Origin of the sequence: Curtobacterium sp. PhB146, from assembly GCF_004342995.1 — a bacterium.
Classification (GTDB): Bacteria; Actinomycetota; Actinomycetes; order Actinomycetales; family Microbacteriaceae; genus Curtobacterium.
Genome location: NZ_SMBN01000001.1, coordinates 1 through 20664, shown reverse-complemented (window position 1 = coordinate 20664; position 20664 = coordinate 1). Strand labels below are relative to the sequence as shown.

The 20664-nt window shown below is 71.1% G+C and carries 18 protein-coding genes and 1 rRNA gene; 17 read left to right on the top strand and 2 right to left on the bottom strand.

What is annotated here, in order from left to right:
* Positions 1-3: 3 nt before the first annotated feature.
* The gene (locus tag EDF33_RS00095; protein WP_132099015.1) at positions 4-1464 is read right to left on the bottom strand and encodes a CHAD domain-containing protein; all 1461 of its coding nucleotides are present in this window, start codon (positions 1462-1464) and stop codon (positions 4-6) included.
* Positions 1465-1605: 141 nt separating this feature from the next.
* Between EDF33_RS00095 and EDF33_RS00090 the strand changes: the two genes are divergently transcribed.
* Complete coding sequence (locus EDF33_RS00090; protein WP_131877381.1) at positions 1606-2958, top strand: phosphotransferase; 1353 nt, start codon at positions 1606-1608, stop codon at positions 2956-2958.
* A 102-nt stretch (positions 2959-3060) separates the two neighbouring features.
* On the opposite strand, the gene EDF33_RS00085 is transcribed toward EDF33_RS00090, so the two are convergent.
* The gene (locus EDF33_RS00085) at positions 3061-3417 is read right to left on the bottom strand and encodes a DUF1844 domain-containing protein (RefSeq protein WP_173170823.1); all 357 of its coding nucleotides are present in this window, start codon (positions 3415-3417) and stop codon (positions 3061-3063) included.
* A gap of 288 nt (positions 3418-3705) precedes the next feature.
* On the opposite strand from EDF33_RS00085, the gene infC reads away from it, so the two are divergent.
* The 16 genes from infC to EDF33_RS00005 form a co-directional block, all read left to right on the top strand.
* A complete protein-coding gene (infC, locus tag EDF33_RS00080) occupies positions 3706-4401 on the top strand; it encodes a translation initiation factor IF-3 (protein WP_123293372.1) in 696 nt (231 codons plus the stop codon).
* A 60-nt stretch (positions 4402-4461) separates the two neighbouring features.
* Complete coding sequence (gene rpmI, locus EDF33_RS00075; protein ID WP_111086286.1) at positions 4462-4656, top strand: 50S ribosomal protein L35; 195 nt, start codon at positions 4462-4464, stop codon at positions 4654-4656.
* Between the two features lie 27 nt (positions 4657-4683).
* The gene (gene rplT, locus EDF33_RS00070) at positions 4684-5067 is read left to right on the top strand and encodes a 50S ribosomal protein L20 (protein ID WP_111086285.1); all 384 of its coding nucleotides are present in this window, start codon (positions 4684-4686) and stop codon (positions 5065-5067) included.
* Positions 5068-5132: 65 nt separating this feature from the next.
* Positions 5133-5996 carry an RNA methyltransferase gene (locus tag EDF33_RS00065; RefSeq protein WP_123293373.1) on the top strand — a complete coding sequence of 288 codons (864 nt, stop codon included), beginning with the start codon at positions 5133-5135 and terminating at the stop codon, positions 5994-5996.
* A gap of 92 nt (positions 5997-6088) precedes the next feature.
* Positions 6089-7129 (top strand): phenylalanine--tRNA ligase subunit alpha, encoded by a 1041-nt coding sequence (pheS, locus tag EDF33_RS00060; protein ID WP_111086283.1) that lies wholly within the window; start codon positions 6089-6091, stop codon positions 7127-7129.
* Complete coding sequence (gene pheT / locus EDF33_RS00055; RefSeq protein WP_132099014.1) at positions 7129-9621, top strand: phenylalanine--tRNA ligase subunit beta; 2493 nt, start codon at positions 7129-7131, stop codon at positions 9619-9621. The genes pheS and pheT overlap by 1 nt, the downstream gene beginning before the upstream one ends.
* 78 nt (positions 9622-9699) lie before the next feature.
* Entirely contained in the window at positions 9700-10797 is a 1098-nt protein-coding gene (locus tag EDF33_RS00050; protein WP_132099013.1) for an NAGSA dehydrogenase family protein, read from the top strand.
* Positions 10794-12002: a bifunctional glutamate N-acetyltransferase/amino-acid acetyltransferase ArgJ gene (argJ, locus tag EDF33_RS00045; protein ID WP_243692315.1), complete on the top strand. Its 1209-nt coding sequence runs from the start codon at positions 10794-10796 to the stop codon at positions 12000-12002. Before EDF33_RS00050 ends, argJ begins: the two co-directional genes overlap by 4 nt.
* Complete coding sequence (gene argB / locus EDF33_RS00040; RefSeq protein WP_123293376.1) at positions 12002-13054, top strand: acetylglutamate kinase; 1053 nt, start codon at positions 12002-12004, stop codon at positions 13052-13054. Before argJ ends, argB begins: the two co-directional genes overlap by 1 nt.
* The gene (locus EDF33_RS00035; protein WP_123293377.1) at positions 13051-14274 is read left to right on the top strand and encodes an acetylornithine transaminase; all 1224 of its coding nucleotides are present in this window, start codon (positions 13051-13053) and stop codon (positions 14272-14274) included. Before argB ends, EDF33_RS00035 begins: the two co-directional genes overlap by 4 nt.
* Complete coding sequence (gene argF / locus EDF33_RS00030) at positions 14271-15233, top strand: ornithine carbamoyltransferase (protein ID WP_123338475.1); 963 nt, start codon at positions 14271-14273, stop codon at positions 15231-15233. The genes EDF33_RS00035 and argF overlap by 4 nt, the downstream gene beginning before the upstream one ends.
* Positions 15234-15242: 9 nt before the next feature.
* Positions 15243-16439 (top strand): argininosuccinate synthase, encoded by a 1197-nt coding sequence (locus EDF33_RS00025; RefSeq protein WP_132099012.1) that lies wholly within the window; start codon positions 15243-15245, stop codon positions 16437-16439.
* A gap of 42 nt (positions 16440-16481) precedes the next feature.
* A complete protein-coding gene (gene argH / locus EDF33_RS00020; RefSeq protein ID WP_111086277.1) occupies positions 16482-17918 on the top strand; it encodes an argininosuccinate lyase in 1437 nt (478 codons plus the stop codon).
* On the top strand, positions 17915-18610 hold the full coding sequence (locus EDF33_RS00015; RefSeq protein WP_132099011.1) for a DNA-3-methyladenine glycosylase: 696 nt from the start codon (positions 17915-17917) through the stop codon (positions 18608-18610). Before argH ends, EDF33_RS00015 begins: the two co-directional genes overlap by 4 nt.
* Positions 18611-18737: 127 nt before the next feature.
* Positions 18738-20051, top strand: coding sequence for a tyrosine--tRNA ligase (gene tyrS, locus EDF33_RS00010; RefSeq protein ID WP_123338478.1), 1314 nt, complete (start codon positions 18738-18740; stop codon positions 20049-20051).
* Between the two features lie 538 nt (positions 20052-20589).
* Positions 20590-20664, top strand: a 16S ribosomal RNA gene (locus tag EDF33_RS00005); the annotation flags it as partial.

Here is a 20664-nt window from a genome sequence, read left to right as displayed (position 1 = left end):
CGCTCACAGTCGGGCGAGCACCTTCCGCGAACGTCGCAGCCCCCGCTCGAGCACGGCGTGCTCGGCCGTCGCCAGCGCCCCGTACCCGAAGGTGTCGGCGCCGTCCCGAGCCGCGGGCCCGGAGAGCCGCCGGTAGGCATCTGCCGCGTGAGCCGCGTCGAGGGCGTCACCGAGCGTCTCCTGCACCCGCCGCAGCCGGCCGAGCCGCCGCTTCCCGAGGTCGGCGACGTCACCGGCTGCCTGCAGTGCGTACCGCAGGCGCCGTGCCGCCTTCCGGATCTCGTGCAGGACGTCGAGGCCCGCCGCCCCACCGTCGACCAGTCGTCGGACCCGAGCGCGCTCGCGGTCGATGCGCTTCGCCACGAAGGCAGCGGCCGCGTCGTCGGCGTGCGGTCCGGCCGGGGCGCGGAGCAGCAGCTGGTCGAGCGCGTCGAGGGTGCGGAACCAGTCGTCCGAGCGCAGCGCCTGGCGGAGTTCCGATGCGGCCGCGCTGCGGAGTGCCGCCGCCTGCTCGCCGATCCGGTCCAGCGTCGGCGCGTCGACGAAGCCCTCGGGGGCCCGTGCCGCCGACCGGAACAGCCCGCCGTGCAGGACCTCGGCATCGCGGGCGACACCGGCGACCCGTCCGGCTTCGGCGAGGGCGGCCCGCACCGCCTCGGTCGCCTCACGGTCGAGCGCCCCGCGGTACGCCGCGAGCACGCTCCGCAGCCGACGGATGACCTTCCGGAAGTCGTGCACCGACTCGTGGTCGTCGGCGCGGACCCGGGGGTCGACCGCGACGAGGTCGGCGCGCAGCGATTCGAGGACCCGCAGCACGAACGCCGCAGCGGTGCCCGAACGGGGTCGCTTCGCCCGGTTGCCGCGCCGCTCCGGTGCGAGCACGGGTGCTGGCGGGACCGCGACCGCCGAGGTCGCCGGCGGCTCGGTGGCCGCGTCGTCCAGGGCCCGCTCGGCCGCTCGTGCCGTGGTGCCGTCGCGCCCGTCGTCCGACAGCGCCCACCACCGTGCGGACCGCAGCACGGAGGTGTCCGGGTCGCCTTCGTCCACGCGGACGTCGGCGATCTCGGCCCGCACCCGACCGTCCTTGCCGCGCAGGGTCACGAGCGTCGTCGTGGTGTCCCGGACGCGGACCGTCGCCATCGCCCGCCCGCGCAGGAACACCTCGATCCCGTCACGCGGGGGCTGCTCGCCGTTCGGTCGATCGAGGTCCGCGCCCACCGGTTCCGGGCCGTCGCCGTGGTCGAGGCTCCAGGAACCGTCCTGGGCGCGGGTGAGCGTCACCCCTTCGGCCGCGAGCACGCGCTCGTCGGAGTCCCACACGGTCTCGCGGAGCGTCACGGGCTCGTGCCGTTCGACGGCGGGTGCGAGGGGCTCGAGTGCCGGCAGTCGGCGGTCGTCGGGGATCCGCCAGCTCCGGCGGGGATCGGTGCGGGCGGTGTCGGGGGCGGGGTGCTGGCTCGGCATGTCCGCAAGTGTCGTCCGCCAGCACCCGTGCGGTCCGAGCGCAGGCGCGTTCTGTGGACGGGCGGCCCAGAACCGCGAGCTGTGCAGGGATGAGTGACGGACTCGGCACCTCGCCAGCACTCGGCGCGTACGGTCCGCTGCATGAGCGACGGAGCCCGCCACCCCAGCGACACCGCACCCGACACCCGCGACACCGCACCCACGAGCGCCACCGCACCCCCGAGCAGTACTGCCCCGACCGACACCGCCGCGAGCGACCACGACCTCGAGTCCTGGATCGCCGACCGCCGGTGGTACGCCTCGAAGGGGTCCGTGCCGCGCCTCCGCACCCTCTCCACCGCCGACGGCACCCGGCTCGTCCTCGACGAAGCCCCCGCAGCACCCGCGGCTCCGGTCCTCTACCAGTCACCCGTGACCAGCGGCCCCGACGGCACCATCGCCGACGCCACCGCCGACCACGCGTGGATCACGGCGCTCGCCGCACGCATCAACGCGGACCCGCAGAGCCTCCGCCCCATCGGCACCGTCACGGCTGCCCGCGTCCTGACCGGCGAGCAGTCCAACACCTCGGTCATCTGCGACACCGAGTCCGGTGCCCGCGTCATCATCAAGGTGTTCCGCGTCCTGCACCACGGCGACAACCCCGACGTCACGACGCAGCTCGCGTTGTCCGCAGCCGGCAGCGCACGCGTCCCCCAGGTCTACGGCGCACTGCGGGGCAGCTGGCCCGACGTCGGGCAGGGCAGCGGCACGGCGACCGGTCACCTCGCGTTCGCGCAGGAGTTCCTGCCGGGCCTCGAGGACGCCTGGCGCGTGGCCCTCGAGGAAGCGCACGCCGGCACGCCCTTCGGCGATCGGGCCGAGCAGCTCGGGGCGGCGCTCGCCGACGTCCACCGCACCCTCGCCGAGGCACTACCGTCCGAGCCCGCCGACGAGGCGCGACGACGGACCGCCGTCGCGACGATGCACGAGCGGCTCGACACCGCCGCGCGCGAGGCCCCGGCGGTCGCCGAGCACGCAGACGCGATCCGAGCGGTGTACGCGGCGGCGACGGCGACGCCCTGGCCGGACCTGCAGCGCATCCACGGCGACCTGCACCTCGGGCAGGTGCTCGCTGCCCCCGAGCCGCGCGGGTGGGTCTTCCTCGACTTCGAGGGGGAGCCGCTCCGCCCCCTGGCCGAACGCTCGTTGCCGGACGTCACGCTCCGTGACGTGGCCGGCATGCTCCGGTCGTTCGACTACGTCGCCGGAGCCCTGGCGCACGACGCGGAACCGGTCGACGCAGCGGGCTGGGCGGACGAGGCACGCGTGCGGTTCCTCGACGGGTACCAGCGGGGGACCGGCACCGACCTCGGCGCACACCGGGAGCTCCTGGATGCGTTCGAGCTCGACAAGGCCGTCTACGAGGTCGTCTACGAGACCCGGAACCGACCCGACTGGGTCGGCATCCCGCTCACGGCCGTCACGCGCCTGGTCGGCCGCAGCGGGTCCTGACCGCGCACCCGAAGGCGGACGGGAGGCCCTTGGCGATCCCGCCACGGGCCTCCCGTCGAACGCCGTGACGGACAGCGCCCGTCGTGCGTCAGCCGCCAGCCGTCAGTTGACGGGGCCGGTGTACTTCTCGCCCGGTCCGGCGCCCGGTGCGTCCGGGATCGCCGACGCCTCGCGGAACGCGAGCTGCACCGAGCGCAGCCCGTCGCGCAGCGGACGGGCGTGGTGGTCGCCGATCTCGGTCGCCGCGGCGGTGACCAGTCCGGCCAGTGCGGTGATGAGCTTGCGCGCCTCGTCCAGGTCGGTCTGCTCCTGGGGGTCGTCGGCCAGGCCGACCTTCACGGCGGCGGCACTGAGCAGGTGCACGGCCACGGTGTTGATGAGTTCGACGGCCGGCACCTCCGAGATGTCCCTGGCGGCGTCGATGCCGCTGCCGTCGTCGTCGATCGGGGTGTCGGTCACGGTGCTCCTCTGCTAGACTCGCTCGCGGCAGATGCTGTCCGTGTGCCATCAGGTTCTCCTGAAGCGCTCGGACGGTGTCACGAAAGAGGAGTCTCTCCCACCCGCGGCCGCGTTCCACCAGGCTACCGGGTCACCACCGCTCCGCGAGTGCACAGCAACTGGGTGCACGCGTCGGTCGGGTCCACGGATCCGACGCAGGGCGGCTGCCGAACGGGTTCCGATCCGTGCGTCAGATCTCCTCTCTCGTGCTGTCGTCCAGGGCAAACGTCCCGGACGACCACCACCTGATTGAAGGAGCTCCGCATCACCGATCCCCGTACCAACGACCGAATCCGCGTTCCCGAAGTCCGACTCGTCGGCCCGCAGGGTGAGCAGGTCGGCGTTGTCCCGATCGCCATGGCACTGCGCCTCGCGCAGGAAGCCGAACTGGATCTGGTCGAGGTCGCGCCGAACTCGAAGCCGCCCGTGGCCAAGATCATGGACTACGGCAAGTTCAAGTACGAAGCCGCTCAGAAGGCCAAGGAAGCCCGTCGCAACCAGGTGAACACGGACCTGAAAGAGGTCCGTTTCCGCCTGAAGATCGACGTGCACGACTACGAGACGAAGCGCAAGCGCGCCGAGGGGTTCCTCCTCGGTGGCGACAAGGTGAAGGCGATGATCCTCTTCCGTGGCCGCGAGCAGTCGCGTCCGGAGCAGGGTGTCCGTCTCCTCCACAAGTTCGCGGAGGAGATCGCCGAGTTCGGCGTCGTCGAGTCCCGTCCCACCCAGGACGGCCGCAACATGACGATGATCATCGCCCCCCTGAAGAACAAGTCCGACGTCAAGGGCGAGCAGAACGCGAAGCGCGCTGCACAGAAGGCCGAGCGTCGTGCCACCGAGCACGCTGCGAAGGACCACTCGGACGCCGAGACGGAGACCGAGGCCCCGGCCGAGGCTCCCGCGCAGGACACGGCACCGGCCAAGAGCGACGCTCCCGCCGAGTAGGTCACCCAGACCGACCCCGCAACGACGCGGCTCCCATCCATCCCACGGAAAGGCACCACCATGCCCAAGCAGAAGACCCACTCCGGGTCGAAGAAGCGCTTCAAGATCACCGGTACCGGCAAGGTCATGAAGCAGCAGGCCGGTATGCGTCACAACCTCGAGGTCAAGAGCTCCAAGCGCAAGGCCCGCCTGAACGAGGACCAGGTCCTCTCCAAGGCAGACGCGAAGAACGTCAAGAAGCTCCTCGGCCACTGAGCCCCCGGATCGTAAAGGAATAGTGCAATGGCACGAGTAAAGAGAGCGGTCAACGCCGCCAAGAAGCGCCGCGTCATCCTCGAGCGCGCCGAGGGTTACCGCGGCCAGCGTTCGCGTCTGTACCGCAAGGCCAAGGAGCAGGTCACCCACTCCCTGGTCTACGCGTACCGCGACCGTCACGCGAAGAAGGGCGAGTTCCGTCGCCTGTGGATCCAGCGCATCAACGCTGCGTCCCGCGCGAACGGCCTGACCTACAACCGTCTGATCCAGGGTCTGGGTCTCGCCGGTGTCGAGGTCGACCGTCGCATCCTCGCCGACCTCGCGGTGAACAACCCCGAGACCTTCACCGCGCTCGTCGAGACCGCGAAGAAGGCCCTCCCGGCCGACACCTCGGCCCCGAAGGCTGCGTAGTCAGTTCTTCTGCTCGCGAAACCCCCGCCGCACGGCGGGGGTTTCGTCGTTCCTAGACTTGGGTCGTGAGCGAACTCCTCGAGAACCCCCGTGCCGGACGTGTGAAGGCCGTCGCGGCCCTGTCGAAGAAGGACGTCCGTGCCGAAACGGGCCTCTTCCTGCTGGAGGGGCCGCAGGCGGTGCGTGAAGCACTCGAGTACGCCCCGGAGCTCCTGCGCGAGCTCTACGTGACGCCGACTGCCGCAGCCCGCTACGGCCTCGACGACGCGCCGGTCGACACCTGGTTCGTGACGGAGCAGGTCCTCGACGCGATGGCCGACACCGTGACGCCGCAGGGCGTCGTCGCCGTCTGCCAGCAGTTCCCGACGTCGGTCAAGGACGTCTTCCCGGACCGTCGCGTCGGTGACGCTGCCGCTGCCGTCGACCTGGAGGCCCGTGGGGACGCCGACGAGCCGGCCGCGTTGCCGGGGCTGGTCGCCATCCTCGAAGAGGTGCGGGACCCGGGGAACGCCGGCACGATCATCCGCGCCGCCGACTCCGCCGGCGCCGACGCGGTGGTCCTCACCGGGCGGTCGGTGGACCCGTACAACCCGAAGGTCGTCCGGTCGACCACGGGCTCGCTGTTCCACGTGCCGGTGTCGGTCGGCGTGACCCTGGCCGACACGATCGCGCGGGCGAAGGCACTCGGGTACACCGTGCTCGCGGCCGACGTCTCGGGCGACGACCTGCCGGTGGTCCGGGCCGAGGGCATGCTCGACGGTCCGACCGCGTGGGTGTTCGGCAACGAGGCCCGCGGGCTCACCACCGAGGACCTCGCGCTCGTCGACCGTGCGGTGAAGGTGCCGATCTACGGCCAGGCGGAGTCGATGAACCTGGCGACGGCGGCCTCGGTCTGCCTGTACGAGTCCGCGTTCGCACTCCGGAGCTGACCTCCCTCCACAGGTCGGTCGTCGGCATCGGCCATCCACAGTCCGACCGGTGCAGGCGGGTGGTATCCCGTCGGCCGGTAGGCTTGGGTCTCGTGTCAGAACCTCTCGAGATCAGCGAATCGGCCGTCGCCGACGCCGTGGACGCAGCACTCGCCGCCGTCCGCGCCACGACGACGGTCGCCGAACTGAAGCAGGCCAGGGCCGAGCACACCGGTGAGCAGTCGCCGCTGGCTCGGATGAACGCGTCGATGCGCAGCGTCCCGCCGGAGCAGAAGGCCGCGGCGGGCAAGCTCGTCGGTCAGGCCCGCGGGCGGCTGAACGCGGCGATCGCGGAGCAGGAGTCGGTCCTCGCCGTGGCCGAAGAGCGCGCGCGGCTCGAGGCCGAGCGCGTCGACGTCACCGCGTTGCCGACCCACCGCCCGACCGGCTCGCGCCACCCGCTCTCGCTGCTCAACGAAGCCGTCGCGGACATCTTCGTCGGCATGGGGTGGGAAGTGGCAGAGGGCCCCGAGCTCGAGCACGAGTGGTTCAACTTCGACGCCCTGAACTTCGACCAGGACCACCCGGCCCGGGCCATGGCGGACACGATCTTCGTCGAGCCCGTCGACCGGCACCTGGTCATGCGCACCCACACGTCGCCCGTGCAGGTGCGGTCCCTGCTGTCCCGCGACCTCCCGCTCTACGTCATCGCCCCGGGCCGCGTGTACCGCGCCGACGAGCTCGACGCCACGCACCTGCCGGTCTTCACCCAGGTCGAGGGCATCGCGATCGACAAGGGCCTGACGATGGCGCACCTGCGCGGCACGCTCGAGCACTTCGCCCGCCAGGTCTTCGGCGCGGAAGCACAGATCCGCCTGCGCCCGAACTACTTCCCGTTCACCGAGCCCAGCGCCGAGATGGACGTCTGGCAGCCGAACGCCAAGGGTGGCGCCCGGTGGGTCGAGTGGGGTGGCTGCGGCATGGTCAACCCGAACGTCCTGCGTGCCGCCGGCATCGACCCGGACGAGTACCAGGGCTTCGCCTTCGGCATGGGCATCGAGCGGACGCTGCAGTTCCGCAACGGCCTGAACGACATGCGTGACTTCCTCGAGGGCGACATCCGCTTCTCGCAGCAGTTCGGAACGGTGGTCTGATGCGCGTCCCACTCCGCTGGCTCGGCGAGTCCGTCGACCTCCCCGAGGACGTCACCCTCGAGCACGTCCACGCGGCGCTCGTGTCGGTCGGCTTCGAGGAAGAGGACGTCCACACCTTCGACCTGACCGGCCCCGTCGTGGTCGGCCGGGTGCTCGAGCGCGTCCCGGAACCGCAGAAGAACGGCAAGACGATCAACTGGTGCCAGGTGGACGTCGGCGAGCCCGAGCCCCGCGGCATCGTCTGCGGTGCGCACAACTTCGACGTGGGCGACCTCGTCGTCGTGACGCTGCCCGGCGCCGTGCTGCCCGGACCGTTCCCGATCGCGGCCCGCAAGACCTACGGCCACGTCTCCGACGGCATGATCGCCTCGGCACGCGAGCTCGGTCTCGGCGACGAGCACGAGGGCATCCTCCGCTTCGCAGACCTCGACATGGAGCCCGACGTCGGCCAGGACGCCATCGCGCTCCTCGGCCTCGACGACGCGGCGGTCGAGATCAACGTCACGCCGGACCGTGGGTACGTGCTGAGCATGCGCGGTGTCGCGCGTGAGTACGCCCACGCCACCGGCGCGAGCTTCCACGACCCCGTCGACCGCGTCGCACCCCGCACGGCCGAGGGCTTCTCGGTCACGATCGACGACCAGGCCCCGATCCGCGGTCGCGTCGGCGCGAGCACCTTCGTCACCCGCGTCGTCCGTGGCATCGACCCGACCGCGAAGACACCGGCCTGGATGGTGTCGCGTCTCGCACTGGCAGGCGTCCGTTCGATCTCGCTGCCGGTCGACATCACGAACTACGTCATGTTCGAGCTCGGCCAGCCGCTGCACGGCTACGACCTGTCGACCGTCCGCGGTGGCCTGGGTGTCCGTCGTGCCGCTGCCGGCGAGACGCTCGAGACCCTCGACGGCGCCGTGCGGAAGCTCGACCCCGAGGACCTCGTCATCACCGACCACGACGGCCCCGTCGGGCTCGCCGGCGTGATGGGCGGTGCCCGGACGGAGATCTCGGCGAGCACGACCGACGTCCTGATCGAGGCAGCTGGCTTCGACCAGGTCTCGATCGCGCGGACCGCTCGACGCCACAAGCTGCCGAGCGAGGCCTCCCGTCGGTTCGAGCGCGGCGTCGACCCGCTCGTGGCCGAGGCTGCTGCGAACCGTGCCGTCGACCTCCTCGTCGAGCTGGCCGGCGGCACGGCCGATGCTCTCGGTTCCACGCTCGTCGACACCGAGCCCCGTGCAACGGTCGCCATGCGGACCTCGCGTCCGGCCGAGCTCATCGGCGTGGACTACACCGACGCCGAGGTCGTGGACACCCTCCGTGCGATCGGCGCGACGGTGCAGGTCGACGGTGCGCAGCTCGCCGTCACCCCGCCGACCTGGCGTCCGGACCTGACCGACGACACCACGTTGGTCGAAGAGGTCGCGCGGATCGTCGGGTACGACCGCATCCCGAGCGTGCTCCCCGTGGCCCCGCCCGGACGCGGGCTCACCCCGCACCAGCAGGCGCGCCGTCGGGTCTCCGCGGCCCTCGCCGCCGCGGGTCTGGTCGAAGCGGTGACGGCGCCGTTCGTCTCCGCCGCGACGCAGGACGCGTACCCGGGGATCGACCCTCAGGGCGGCCCGAGCGTCGTCCTCGCCAACGCCCTCGACAGCGAGCAGAACCTGCTCCGCCGCAGTGGTGTGCCGGCCCTCGTCGACGCCGCCCGCCGGAACGTCTCGCGCGGCCTGCTCGACGTCGCGCTCTACGAGACCTCGCGGGTGTTCCTGCCGGCGACGGGCGTGACGCTCGGCACCGACGAGGTCCCGGCCGGTGCCGCGCTGCCCGACCGCGCGACGCTCGAGGCGCTCGACGCGTCCCTGCCCGCACAGCCGTTCCACGTGTCCGCTCTGCTCACCGGCAACCGCGTCGGCAAGCAGGCGGGCGTCGCGGCGGAGCCGTACGGCATCGCCGACGCGATCGACGCGGCTCGCCAGGTCGCGTGGGCCGTCGGCGTGGAACTGCGCGTCGTGCAGACCACCCACCCGTCCCTGCACCCGGGCCGCGCGGCGTCGCTGCTCGTGGGCGACACCGTCGTGGGCGTCGCCGGCGAACTCCTGCCGGAGCTGTCCGCCGCTGCGGTGCTGCCCCGCGTGGTGGCCGTCGTCGAGCTCGACCTCGACGCCATGGTGGCCGCGGCCCCCGACCTCGTCGCGGTCGCGCCGATCGTGTCGTACCCGGCAGCGACGCAGGACCTGTCCCTGGTCGTCGACGCCGGGGTGCCGGCCGGTGACGTGTTGGATGCGGTCCGCTCTGGTGCCGGAGACCTGTTGGAGTATGCTCGGCTCGTGGATGACTACCGGGGCTCCGGCGTGGACGAGGGACAGAAGTCCCTGACGTTCGCCCTGCGCTTCCGTGCCACGGACCGCACGCTGACCGCTGCCGAGGCCACCGAGGCCCGTGACGGCGCAGTCCGACGTGCCGGCGAGCGATTCGGGGCGACCCTGCGCGACTGACCCACGACGGGATCAGCACCGCCCGGGGTCGCCGCCTCCGACTCTCTCGACGACCAGTCCGACCAAAGGTGGAATCCCATGTCCGTATCCGTCGCCGTGGCGGGAGCCTCCGGCTACGCGGGTGGTGAGCTCCTGCGCGTGCTCTCCGCCCATCCCGAGTTCGACGTCAGGACGGTGACGGCGTTCTCGAACGCCGGACAGCCGTTGATCGCGACGCAGCCGCACCTCCGGTCGCTGTCGCACCTGACCCTCGAGAAGACGACGGCCGAGACGCTCCGAGGGCACGACGTCGTGTTCCTGGCGCTGCCGCACGGTCAGTCGGGGGCGATCACCGAGGAGCTCGGGGACGACGCCCTCGTGGTGGACTGCGGCGCGGACCACCGTCTGACGGACGCCGCGGCCTGGGAGCAGTTCTACGGCGGCGACTACCACGGCGCCTGGACCTACGGCCTGCCGGAGCTCCTGCTCGCCGCCCCGACCCCGGGTTCGGCCGACGAGTGGCGCGAGGTCGAGGACATCGCGTCGCAGGGCAAGCAGCGTTCGGCCCTGGTCGGCACCAAGCGGATCGCGGTCCCCGGCTGCAACGTCACCGCGGTGACGCTCGGCATCCAGCCGGGCATCCAGGCCGGGCTCGTCGAGTCGGACGACATCGTCGCCGTGCTGAGCGTCGGCCCGAGCGGTGCCGGCAAGAAGCTCGCCAACACCTACCTGGCGTCCGAGATCATGGGTTCCGCAAGCGCCTACGCGGTGGGCGGCACGCACCGGCACGTCCCGGAGATCCAGCAGAACCTGGTCGTGGCGGGTGCTGCCGACGTGACGATCTCGTTCACGCCCGTGCTCGTCCCGATGTCGCGGGGCATCCTCGCGACGACGACGGCCAAGCTCACCCCGGGTGTCAGCGCCCGCGACGTGCGGCTCGCCTGGGAGCAGGCCTACGCCGACGAGCCGTTCGTGCACCTGTTGCCCGAGGGCGAGTTCCCCCGGGTCGCGGACACCATCGGTGCGAACACCGCACTCGTCGGCATCGCGGTGGACGAGGCCGCAGGCCGCGTCGTCGCCGTCACGGCTCTCGACAACCTCGCGAAGGGCACGGCGGGTGCCGCCGTCCAGTCGACCAACATCGCCCTGGGTCTGCCGGAGACCCTGGGCCTCAGCGTGGACGGAGTCGCACCGTGACCGATCTCACCGACGTGAGCGAGCCCACCCAGGGCGAACCGGGCCTCCAGGGCGTCACCGCGGCAGCGGGTTTCCGCGCTGCCGGCGTGACCGCCGGCCTGAAGACCAGCGGCAAGCCGGACGTGGCCCTCGTCGTCAACGACGGCCCCGACGCGGCCGTGGCGGCGGTCTTCACCAGCAACCGCGCGCAGGCGCACCCGGTGATCTGGTCCCGCCAGGTCGTCGGTGACGGCGTCGCGCGCGCCGTCGTCCTGAACTCCGGCGGCGCCAACTGCTTCACGGGTCCCTTCGGCTTCCAGACCACGCACCTGACCGCTGAAGCCGTCGGTGACGCCCTCGGCATCGGTGCGGGCGACGTCGTCGTCTGCTCCACCGGCCTCATCGGGGTGGGTGACCAGACGTTCCGCGACGGCGTGCTCCGGGGCGTCGACCTCGCCGGCGCTGCGCTCACCGCCGATGGCGGCCCGGACGCGGCCACGGCCATCATGACGACCGACACCAAGGCGAAGCAGTCCGTGGTGACCGAGGACGGCTGGACCGTCGGCGGCATGGCGAAGGGTGCGGGCATGCTCGCACCCGGACTCGCGACGATGCTCGTCGTGATCACGACCGACGCCGTGCAGACCCCGGACCAGCTCGACCAGGCGCTCCGCGCGGCCACCCGCATCACCTTCGACCGCGTCGACTCGGACGGCTGCATGTCGACGAACGACACCGTCGTGCTGCTGTCGTCGGGTGCGAGCGGGGTGACGCCCGAGGTCGGCGACTTCCAGGAAGCACTGACCGCGGTCTGCGCCGACCTGGCCCGCCAGCTGCAGCAGGACGCCGAGGGCGCCAGCCACGACATCGCGATCGAGGTCGTGCACGCCGCGACCGAGGACGACGCCGTCACCGTCGGCCGGAGTGTCGCGCGCAACAACCTGTTCAAGGCGGCCGTCTTCGGCAACGACCCGAACTGGGGCCGGGTCCTCGCGGCCATCGGCACCACGGACGCCGACTTCGACCCGTACGCGGTCGACGTCAGCATGAACGGTGTCCGGGTCTGCCACGCCGGCGCTCCGGACCAGCCGAGCGACACCGTCGACCTGACGCCGCGGGACACCCACGTGCGCATCGACCTCGGCGTCGGGACGCACTCGGCGACGATCCTGACCAACGACCTCACGCACGACTACGTGCACGAGAACAGCGCGTACTCCAGCTGATGGCGAACGACACCGAAGGGGCCGGGACGCCCCTCACGAAGGAAGAAGAGCACGAGTTCGCCGCCGTCAAGGCCGCGACCCTGATCGAGTCCCTGCCGTGGCTCAAGCGGTTCTCCGGCAAGGTCGTCGTCGTCAAGTTCGGTGGCAACGCGATGGTGAACGAGGACCTCAAGCGCGCGTTCGCCGAGGACATGGTCTACCTCCGCTACGCCGGGTTGCACCCCGTCGTCGTGCACGGCGGGGGTCCGCAGATCTCGGCCGCGCTCAAGGAACAGGGCATCGAGTCCGAGTTCCGTGGCGGCTACCGCGTCACCACGACCGAGGCGATCTCGGTCGTCCGCGACGTCCTTGCTGGCGAGGTCAACCGCGAGATCGTCGACCTGATGAACGAGCACGGCGAGGGCCTGGCCGTCGGCGTGTTCGGCGACGGCGGGTCGCTGTTCACCGGCGAGCAGAAGGGCGTGGTCGTCGACGGGCAGGAGTACGACCTCGGGCACGTCGGTGACATCACCCACGTCGACCCGTCAGGGGTGCTCGCCGCGATCGAGGCCGGCCGCATCCCGGTCGTCTCGAGCATCGCGATCGACGACGCCCACCCGGACCAGGCGCTCAACGTGAACGCCGACGCAGCCGCGGGTGCCCTGGCGATCGCGCTGCGTGCGTCGAAGCTCATCATGCTCACCGACGTCCCCGGCCTGTACCGCAACTGGCCGGACCGCGACTCGCTCGTCGACCTCATCGCGGTCGAGGAACTCCGCGCGCTCCTGCCGTCCCTCGAGTCGGGCATGATCCCGAAGATGACCGCGTGCCTCGACGCCGTGGTCGGCGGGGTCGGCGGGGCGACGATCATCGACGGCCGGATCCCGCACTCGATCCTGCTCGAGGTCTTCACCCTGCGCGGTGCGGGCACCGAGGTGATCCCGGACCCGAGCCGACGCACCGAGAACCAGATGACCCACGCCGAGATCGGCCGACGCGTGGCAGCACCGTCGACGAGCACCAGCACCGGCCAACACGTGGCCAGCACGACCGAGAAGGGGCAGCAGCCGTGAGCAGCGAGACGCAGACCGAGACCTGGAACGACCGGTTCGGGGCGTCGCTCATGCGATCCCTGACCCCGCCGAAGATCATGCTCGAGCGCGGACAGGGCTGCCGTGTCTGGGACGTCGAGGGCAACGAGTACCTCGACTTCCTGGCGGGCATCGCCGTGAACTCGCTCGGCCACGCGCACCCCGTCCTGGTCGAGGCGATCGCCGACCAGGCCGCGAAGCTCGTGCACGTGTCGAACTACTTCGCGACGCCGCCCCAGCTCGAGCTGGCGGAGCGTCTCAAGCGCATCACCGGTGCGGGCGACGCCGGGCGGGTGTACTTCGGCAACTCCGGGGCCGAGGCGAACGAGGCCGCGTTCAAGCTCGCGCGCCTGAACAAGGGCGCCGACGGGCAGAAGACCCGCATCCTCGCGCTGAAGCAGGGCTTCCACGGCCGGACGATGGGGGCGCTCGCGCTCACCGGCAAGCCCGCGCTCCAGCAGGACTTCCTGCCGATGATCCCGGGCGTCGAGCACATCGACTCCACCGTCGCTGCGCTCGAGGAGTCCATCGACGACACGGTCGCGGCGATCGTCATCGAGCCGATCAAGGGCGAGGCCGGCGTCGTCGACCTGCCCGAGGGCTTCCTGCTCGCCGCGCGCCGGCTGACCGAGGAGCACGGTGCGCTGCTGATCCTCGACGAGATCCAGACCGGTGTCGGCCGGACCGGCAACTGGTTCACCTACCAGGGCCACGGCTTCACCCCCGACGCCGTCACGGTGGCCAAGGGCATCGCCGGCGGGTTCCCGATCGGTGCGCTCGTGACCTTCGGGTGGGCGTCCGACCTGTTCTCGGCCGGCCAGCACGGTTCGACCTTCGGTGGCAACCCGCTCGGCACCCGCGTGGCGAACGCGGTGCTCGAGGAGATCGAACGCGCGGACCTCGTCGCTGCCGCCGTGGTCAAGGGTGAGCGGATCCGGACCGGCATCGCCGGCATCGGCTCACCGCTCGTCGAAGAGGTCCGCGGCACCGGTCTGCTCATCGGCGTCGGGCTCACCGGCCCGATCGCTGCCGCGGTCAACGCCGCCGCCCTCGAGCGTGGCCTCATCATCAACGCCCCGAACGAGTCGAGCCTGCGCCTCGCGCCGCCGCTCATCGTGTCCGACGCCGAGATCGACGAGTTCGTGTCGATCCTCGCCCAGAGCCTCGCGGCCGTCGCTGCCGCCCAGGAGACCTCCGCATGACCCGCCACTTCCTCCGGGACGACGACCTCAGCCAGGCCGAGCAGTCCGCGATCCTCGACATCGCCGACCAGATGAAGGCCGACCGTTGGGGGGCGAAGCCCCTCGCCGGCCCGCAGAGCGTCGCGGTCATCTTCGACAAGTCGTCGACCCGCACCCGGGTGTCGTTCCACGTCGGCATCTCCGACCTGGGCGGCAGCCCGCTCATCATCTCGACGGCGAACAGCCAGCTCGGCGGCAAGGAGACCCCGTCGGACACCGCCCGCGTGCTCGAGCGCATGGTGTCGGCGATCGTCTGGCGCACCTACGGGCAGGCCGGTCTCGAGGAGATGGCCGCCGGTACGACCGTCCCGGTCGTCAACGCACTGTCCGACGACTTCCACCCCTGCCAGCTGCTCGCCGACCTGCTCACCATCCGCGAGCACCGCGGCACGCTGGCGGGCCAGACCGTGGCGTTCATCGGCGACGGCGCGAGCAACATGGCGCAGTCGTACCTGCTCGCCGGCGCGACCGCGGGCATGCACGTCCGCGTCGCGGCTCCCGCCGAGTTCTCGCCGTCCCCGCAGGTCGTCACCGACGCCGAGCACCGTTCGGCCGAGACCGGCGGTTCCGTCCTGGTCGTCACCGACCCGGTGGCAGCGGTCGCCGGTGCCGACGTCGTGGTCACCGACACCTGGGTGTCGATGGGCAAGGAGTCCGAGAAGCAGTCGCGCCTCGACACCTTCTCCGGGTACCGCGTGGACGACGCCCTGATGGCGCACGCTGCCGACGACGCGGTGTTCATGCACTGCCTGCCCGCCGACCGTGGCTACGAGGTGACCGCCGACGTCATCGACGGGCCGCGCAGCATCATCTGGGACGAGGCGGAGAACCGTCTGCACGCCCAGAAGGCGCTGCTGGCCTGGCTCCTCGCCGCGAACGGCGCGACGACGGCAACGGCGAACGCCGTGGCGACCGCGTAGGCGCACCGCATGGCTGACCGCGTCGTCCTCGCCTACTCCGGCGGCCTCGACACCTCCGTCGGGATCGGCTGGCTGCGTGACGCCACCGGCAAAGAGGTGGTCGCACTCGCGGTCGACGTCGGCCAGGGCGGCGAGGACCTCGACTCGATCCGGCAGCGCGCGCTCGACTGCGGGGCCGTGGAGTCGATCGTGGTCGACGCCAAGGACGAGTACGCCGACGAGTACATCGTGCCGGCCCTCAAGGCCAACGCGCTGTACCAGAAGCGCTACCCGCTGGTGTCGGCGCTGAGCCGCCCGCTCATCGCGAAGCACCTCGCGCTGACGGCGAAGCAGCTCGGCGCCGACAGCGTCGCGCACGGCTGCACCGGCAAGGGCAACGACCAGGTCCGGTTCGAGGCAGCGGTCGCGGCGATCGCTCCGGACCTGCGGAGCGTGGCACCGGTGCGTGACCTCGCCCTGACCCGGGACAAGGCGATCGCGTACGCCGAGCAGCACGCCCTGCCGATCCAGCAGTCGCAGCGGTCGCCGTACTCGATCGACCAGAACGTGTGGGGCCGTGCGGTCGAGACGGGTTTCCTCGAGGACCCGTGGAACGCCCCGACCGAGGACCTCTACGCCTACACGCAGGACCCCGCCGTCCCGCGCGACCCGGACGAGGTGACCATCACGTTCGAGCGCGGCGTCCCGGTGGCGCTCGACGGGCAGCGCTTCAGCGTGCTGCGGATCGTGCAGGAGCTGAACGCCGTGGCCGGCAAGCACGGCGTCGGTCGGATCGACGTCGTCGAAGACCGCCTCGTCGGCATCAAGTCGCGAGAGGTGTACGAGGCCCCTGCGGCGATCGCGCTCATCACGGCGCACGAGGAGCTCGAGCGCCTCACCCTCGAGCGCGACGTGAACCGCTACAAGCGCGGTGTCGAGTCGGAGTGGGCCGACCTGGTCTACGACGGTCTGTGGTTCGGCGGGCTGAAGCGCAGCCTCGACGCCTTCGTCGACCACACCCAGCAGCACGTCTCCGGTGACGTCCGCCTCCAGCTGCACGGCGGTCGGGCGACGGTGACCGGCCGTCGCTCGGAGCAGAGCCTCTACGACTTCGACCTCGCCACGTACGACACCGGCGACACGTTCGACCAGTCCCTCTCGAGGGGCTTCATCGAACTCTGGTCGCTCCCCAGCAAGATCTCCGCCCGCCGCGACGCGGCGAACTGACACCCGCCGCCACCCGGCCCGACGACAACGACGCAGGACGACATGACCGACGAGAAGACCGACGCCACCAACACCGGAGCCCTCTGGGGCGCCCGCTTCGCCGACGGCCCGAGTGCGGCCCTGGCAGCGCTGTCGAAGTCGACGCACTTCGACTGGCAGCTCGCCCCGTACGACATCGCCGGCTCCCGCGCGCACGCCCGGGCCCTGCACACGGCCGGGTACCTGACGGCGGACGAACTCGAGCGCATGCTCGCCGGACTCGACCGGCTCGAGGCCGCGCACGCCGACGGCACGCTGCAGCCCGACGAGTCCGACGAGGACGTCCACGGCGCCCTCGAGCGCCTCCTCATCGCCGACCTCGGTCCGGAGCTCGGCGGCAAGCTCCGCGCCGGCCGCAGCCGCAACGACCAGATCGCGACGCTCGGCCGCATGCACATGCTCGACCACGGGCGGCGCATCGGCCGACTCGTGATCGACCTGGTCGACGCGATCACCCAGCAGGCCAACGAACACCCGGCGGCGATCATGCCGGGTCGCACGCACCTGCAGCACGCGCAGCCCGTCCTCCTCGCGCACCACCTGTTGGCGCACGCGTGGCCGTTGGTCCGCGACCTCGAGCGCCTCCGCGACTGGGCGGGCCGCGCGAGCGTGAGCCCGTACGGCGCCGGTGCCCTCGCCGGCAGTTCGCTCGGTCTCGACCCCGCCGCGATCGCCGCGGAGCTCGGGTTCGACCGCCCGGCCGACAACTCGATCGACGCCACGGCCGCCCGCGACGTCGTCGCCGAGTTCGCGTTCGTCCTCGCGCAGATCGGCATCGACGTCTCACGTCTGTCGGAAGAGGTCATCCTCTGGAACACGAAGGAGTTCGGCTTCGTCCGGCTCCACGACGCCTTCTCGACCGGCTCGAGCATCATGCCGCAGAAGAAGAACCCGGACATCGCCGAGCTCGCGCGCGGCAAGTCCGGGCGTCTGATCGGCAACCTGACGGGCCTGCTCGCGACCTTGAAGGGACTGCCGCTCGCCTACAACCGCGACCTGCAGGAGGACAAGGAGCCCGTCTTCGACTCGGTCGCCACGCTCGAGGTCCTGCTGCCGGCCTTCACCGGCATGATCGCGACGCTCACGTTCGACACGGACCGGATGGCCGAGCTCGCGCCGCAGGGCTTCTCGCTCGCGACCGACGTGGCCGAGTGGCTGGTCCGCCAGGGTGTCCCGTTCCGCGATGCGCACGAGGTGTCCGGTGCGCTGGTCCGGTACTGCGAACAGCGCGGCATCGAGCTCGACGACCCGACCGACGACGAGTACCGGTCGGTCTCCGAGCACCTGACCCCCGGGGTCCGTGCCGTGCTCACGATCGAGGGCAGTGTCGCGTCCCGATCGGGTGTCGGCGGGACCGCTCCGGACCGTGTGGCCGAGCAGCTGGCGTCCGTCACGCGTCGCGTCCACGACCTGGCCGAGGGCGCACCCTTCACGCGATGACCGAGGGGCTGCTCGCGTTGCTCGCCGAGCCGGCGCCGCGCATCGCCCCGGCGCTGCTCGGCGCGACGATCGCGGGCCGTGGCGTGACCCTGCGCATCACCGAGGTCGAGGCCTACTTCGGCCCCACCGACCCCGGCTCGCACGGGCACCGCGGTCCGACCGAGCGCAACCGCCACCTGTTCGGGTCGCCGGGCACCCTGTACGCGTACCGCTCGTACGGCATCCACACCTGCGTCAACGTCGTGAGTGCACCGGCCGGCACCTCCTCCGGTTCCCTGCTCCGCGGTGCGCAGGTGATCGAGGGCGTCGACACCGCACGCGGACGACGTGGCCCGTCGGTTGCCGACGTCGCGTTGGCGCGCGGCCCCGGCAACCTCGGTGGCGCCCTCGGCGCGGTGCTCGGACAGGACGACGGCACCTCGCTGCTCGACGGGTCCGGTCCGTTCGTGCTCACGTTGGCACCCGGCCTGGAGGCGCGGCTCGCCTCCGCCTCTCCGGCCCGCGTCGTCGAGGAACTCCTGACCGAGACCGCACCCGGCCCCGGCGGGACGGGTCCGGTCCCGCGCATCTCGCGCGGACCGCGCACCGGCGTCGGCGGCATCGCCGGCGGTGCGCAGTACCCCTGGCGCTTCTGGTTGACGGGCGACCCGACGATCTCGACGTACCGACGGCACAAGGGTGCCCTCGACTGATCCCCACCGGCACGGCCGGCCCGCCGCTGGCGCGTCGCGCCGGAACCGGCGGCGTGGGCCCAGACGCACCACGGGCCTCCCGGTCGACCGCGCGCTGTCGGTGGTGCGCCGCCGCTACGATGGCGGGGTGTCCAGTGATACCGCTCAAGACGTCCTGACGCGCCAGCAGAACGACCCCACCTTCGCCTCGGTGTGGGACGAACTGCGCTGGCGCGGTCTGGTGCAGGTCTCGACCGACGAGACCGCACTCCAAGAGGCCCTCGACGGTGATCCGATCACGTACTACTGCGGCTTCGACCCCACGGCACCGTCGCTGCACTGCGGCAACCTGCTGCAGCTCCTGACCATGCGTCGGTTGCAGCTCGCCGGGCACAAGCCGCTGGCGCTCGTCGGGGGATCGACGGGGCTCATCGGCGACCCGCGTCCGACGGCGGAGCGCACGCTGAACACCCGCGAGACCGTCGCCGAGTGGGTGGCGCGTCTGCAGGGGCAGGTGTCACGGTTCCTCAGTCCGGACGGTGACAACGGCGTCCGGCTGGTGAACAACCTCGACTGGACGTCACCGATGTCCGCCATCGACTTCCTGCGCGACGTCGGCAAGTACTTCCGGGTGAACTCGATGCTCAAGAAGGACGCCGTCGCCGCGCGGTTGAACTCCGACGCTGGGATCAGCTACACGGAGTTCAGCTACCAGATCCTGCAGGGCCTCGACTACCGCGAGCTCTTCCGGCAGTACGGCTGCACGCTGCAGACGGGTGGCTCGGACCAGTGGGGCAACCTGACCTCGGGGACGGAGCTCATCCGTCGTGCCGAGGGTGCGACGGTGCACGCGCTCGGGACACCCTTGATCACGAACTCGGACGGCACGAAGTTCGGCAAGAGCGAAGGCAACGCGATCTGGCTCGACGCCGAGATGACGTCGCCGTACGCGCTGTACCAGTTCTGGCTCAACACGGCGGATGCCGACGTGATCGCCCGGTTGCGGGAGTTCACGTTCCTGTCCCGTGCCGAGATCGAGCGACTCGAGCAGGCGGTCGCCGACGAACCGTTCCGACGCGAAGCGCAGCGGACCCTCGCATTCGAGGTCACCTCGCTCGTGCACGGGGTCGACGCCACCCAGGCCGCGATCGACGCCGCGGCTGCGCTGTTCGGCAACGGGGACCTCGGTGCCCTCGACCCGGACACCCTGCGGTCGGCGATCGCGGAGCTGCCGGGGTCGGTCACCATCGAGGCCGGCGCCGACGTGGCCCGGGCCCTCGTCGAGACCGAGCTCGTGAAGTCCCTCGGCGAAGCCCGGCGGGCGATCGACCAGGGCGGCGTGTACGTGAACAACGTCCGAGCCGAGGACGCCACCGCACCGCTGTCGGACCTCGCCCTGCCCGGGGGAGTCCTCGTGCTCCGCCGCGGCAAGAAGACCCTCGCCGGTGTGACGCTGGCCTGATCGCCCCGGCACCCGGGCGACGCGTGTTGCACAACGCGACACGCCCGGGATCGGGCCTGGCTTGGCACACTCGCCCAGGCCTGCGTAAAGTTCCTACTCGTCACCCCAAAGGTGCGGCGGAGCGGCTGGAGCGAAAGCCCAGAGCACGTCGGCCCTCAAGCGGGACCATCCTCCACTGAAGATCAGATCTGGCCTTGTGCTCGATCGCTTCGACGCCTAGGATGACAAGCCCACCGGTTCTCTCCCCTCGGGGATGAGCCACAGGACCTCCGGGTCCGACGACACACCGGTGGCAAGCCAAGTACACAAGCCTCGTGGCTGGAGCTCGAACCTGAGCCGAAGAGCGAGTGCGTCTGGTCCTTGAGAACTCAACAGCGTGCACATTGTCAATGCCAATTTATTGATTGACCTCGTGCCTGGGCAGCTTCGGTTGTTCAGGTCATGATGCAATTCCTTTTGGATTGAAGATTGTCAGTAGACAGTCAACAGTCAGAATCAACTCGGTCTGATGCCCTTTGGGGTGTTGGGTCTGTATTTTTTTACGGAGAGTTTGATCCTGGCTCAGGACGAACGCTGGCGGCGTGCTTAACACATGCAAGTCGAACGATGATGC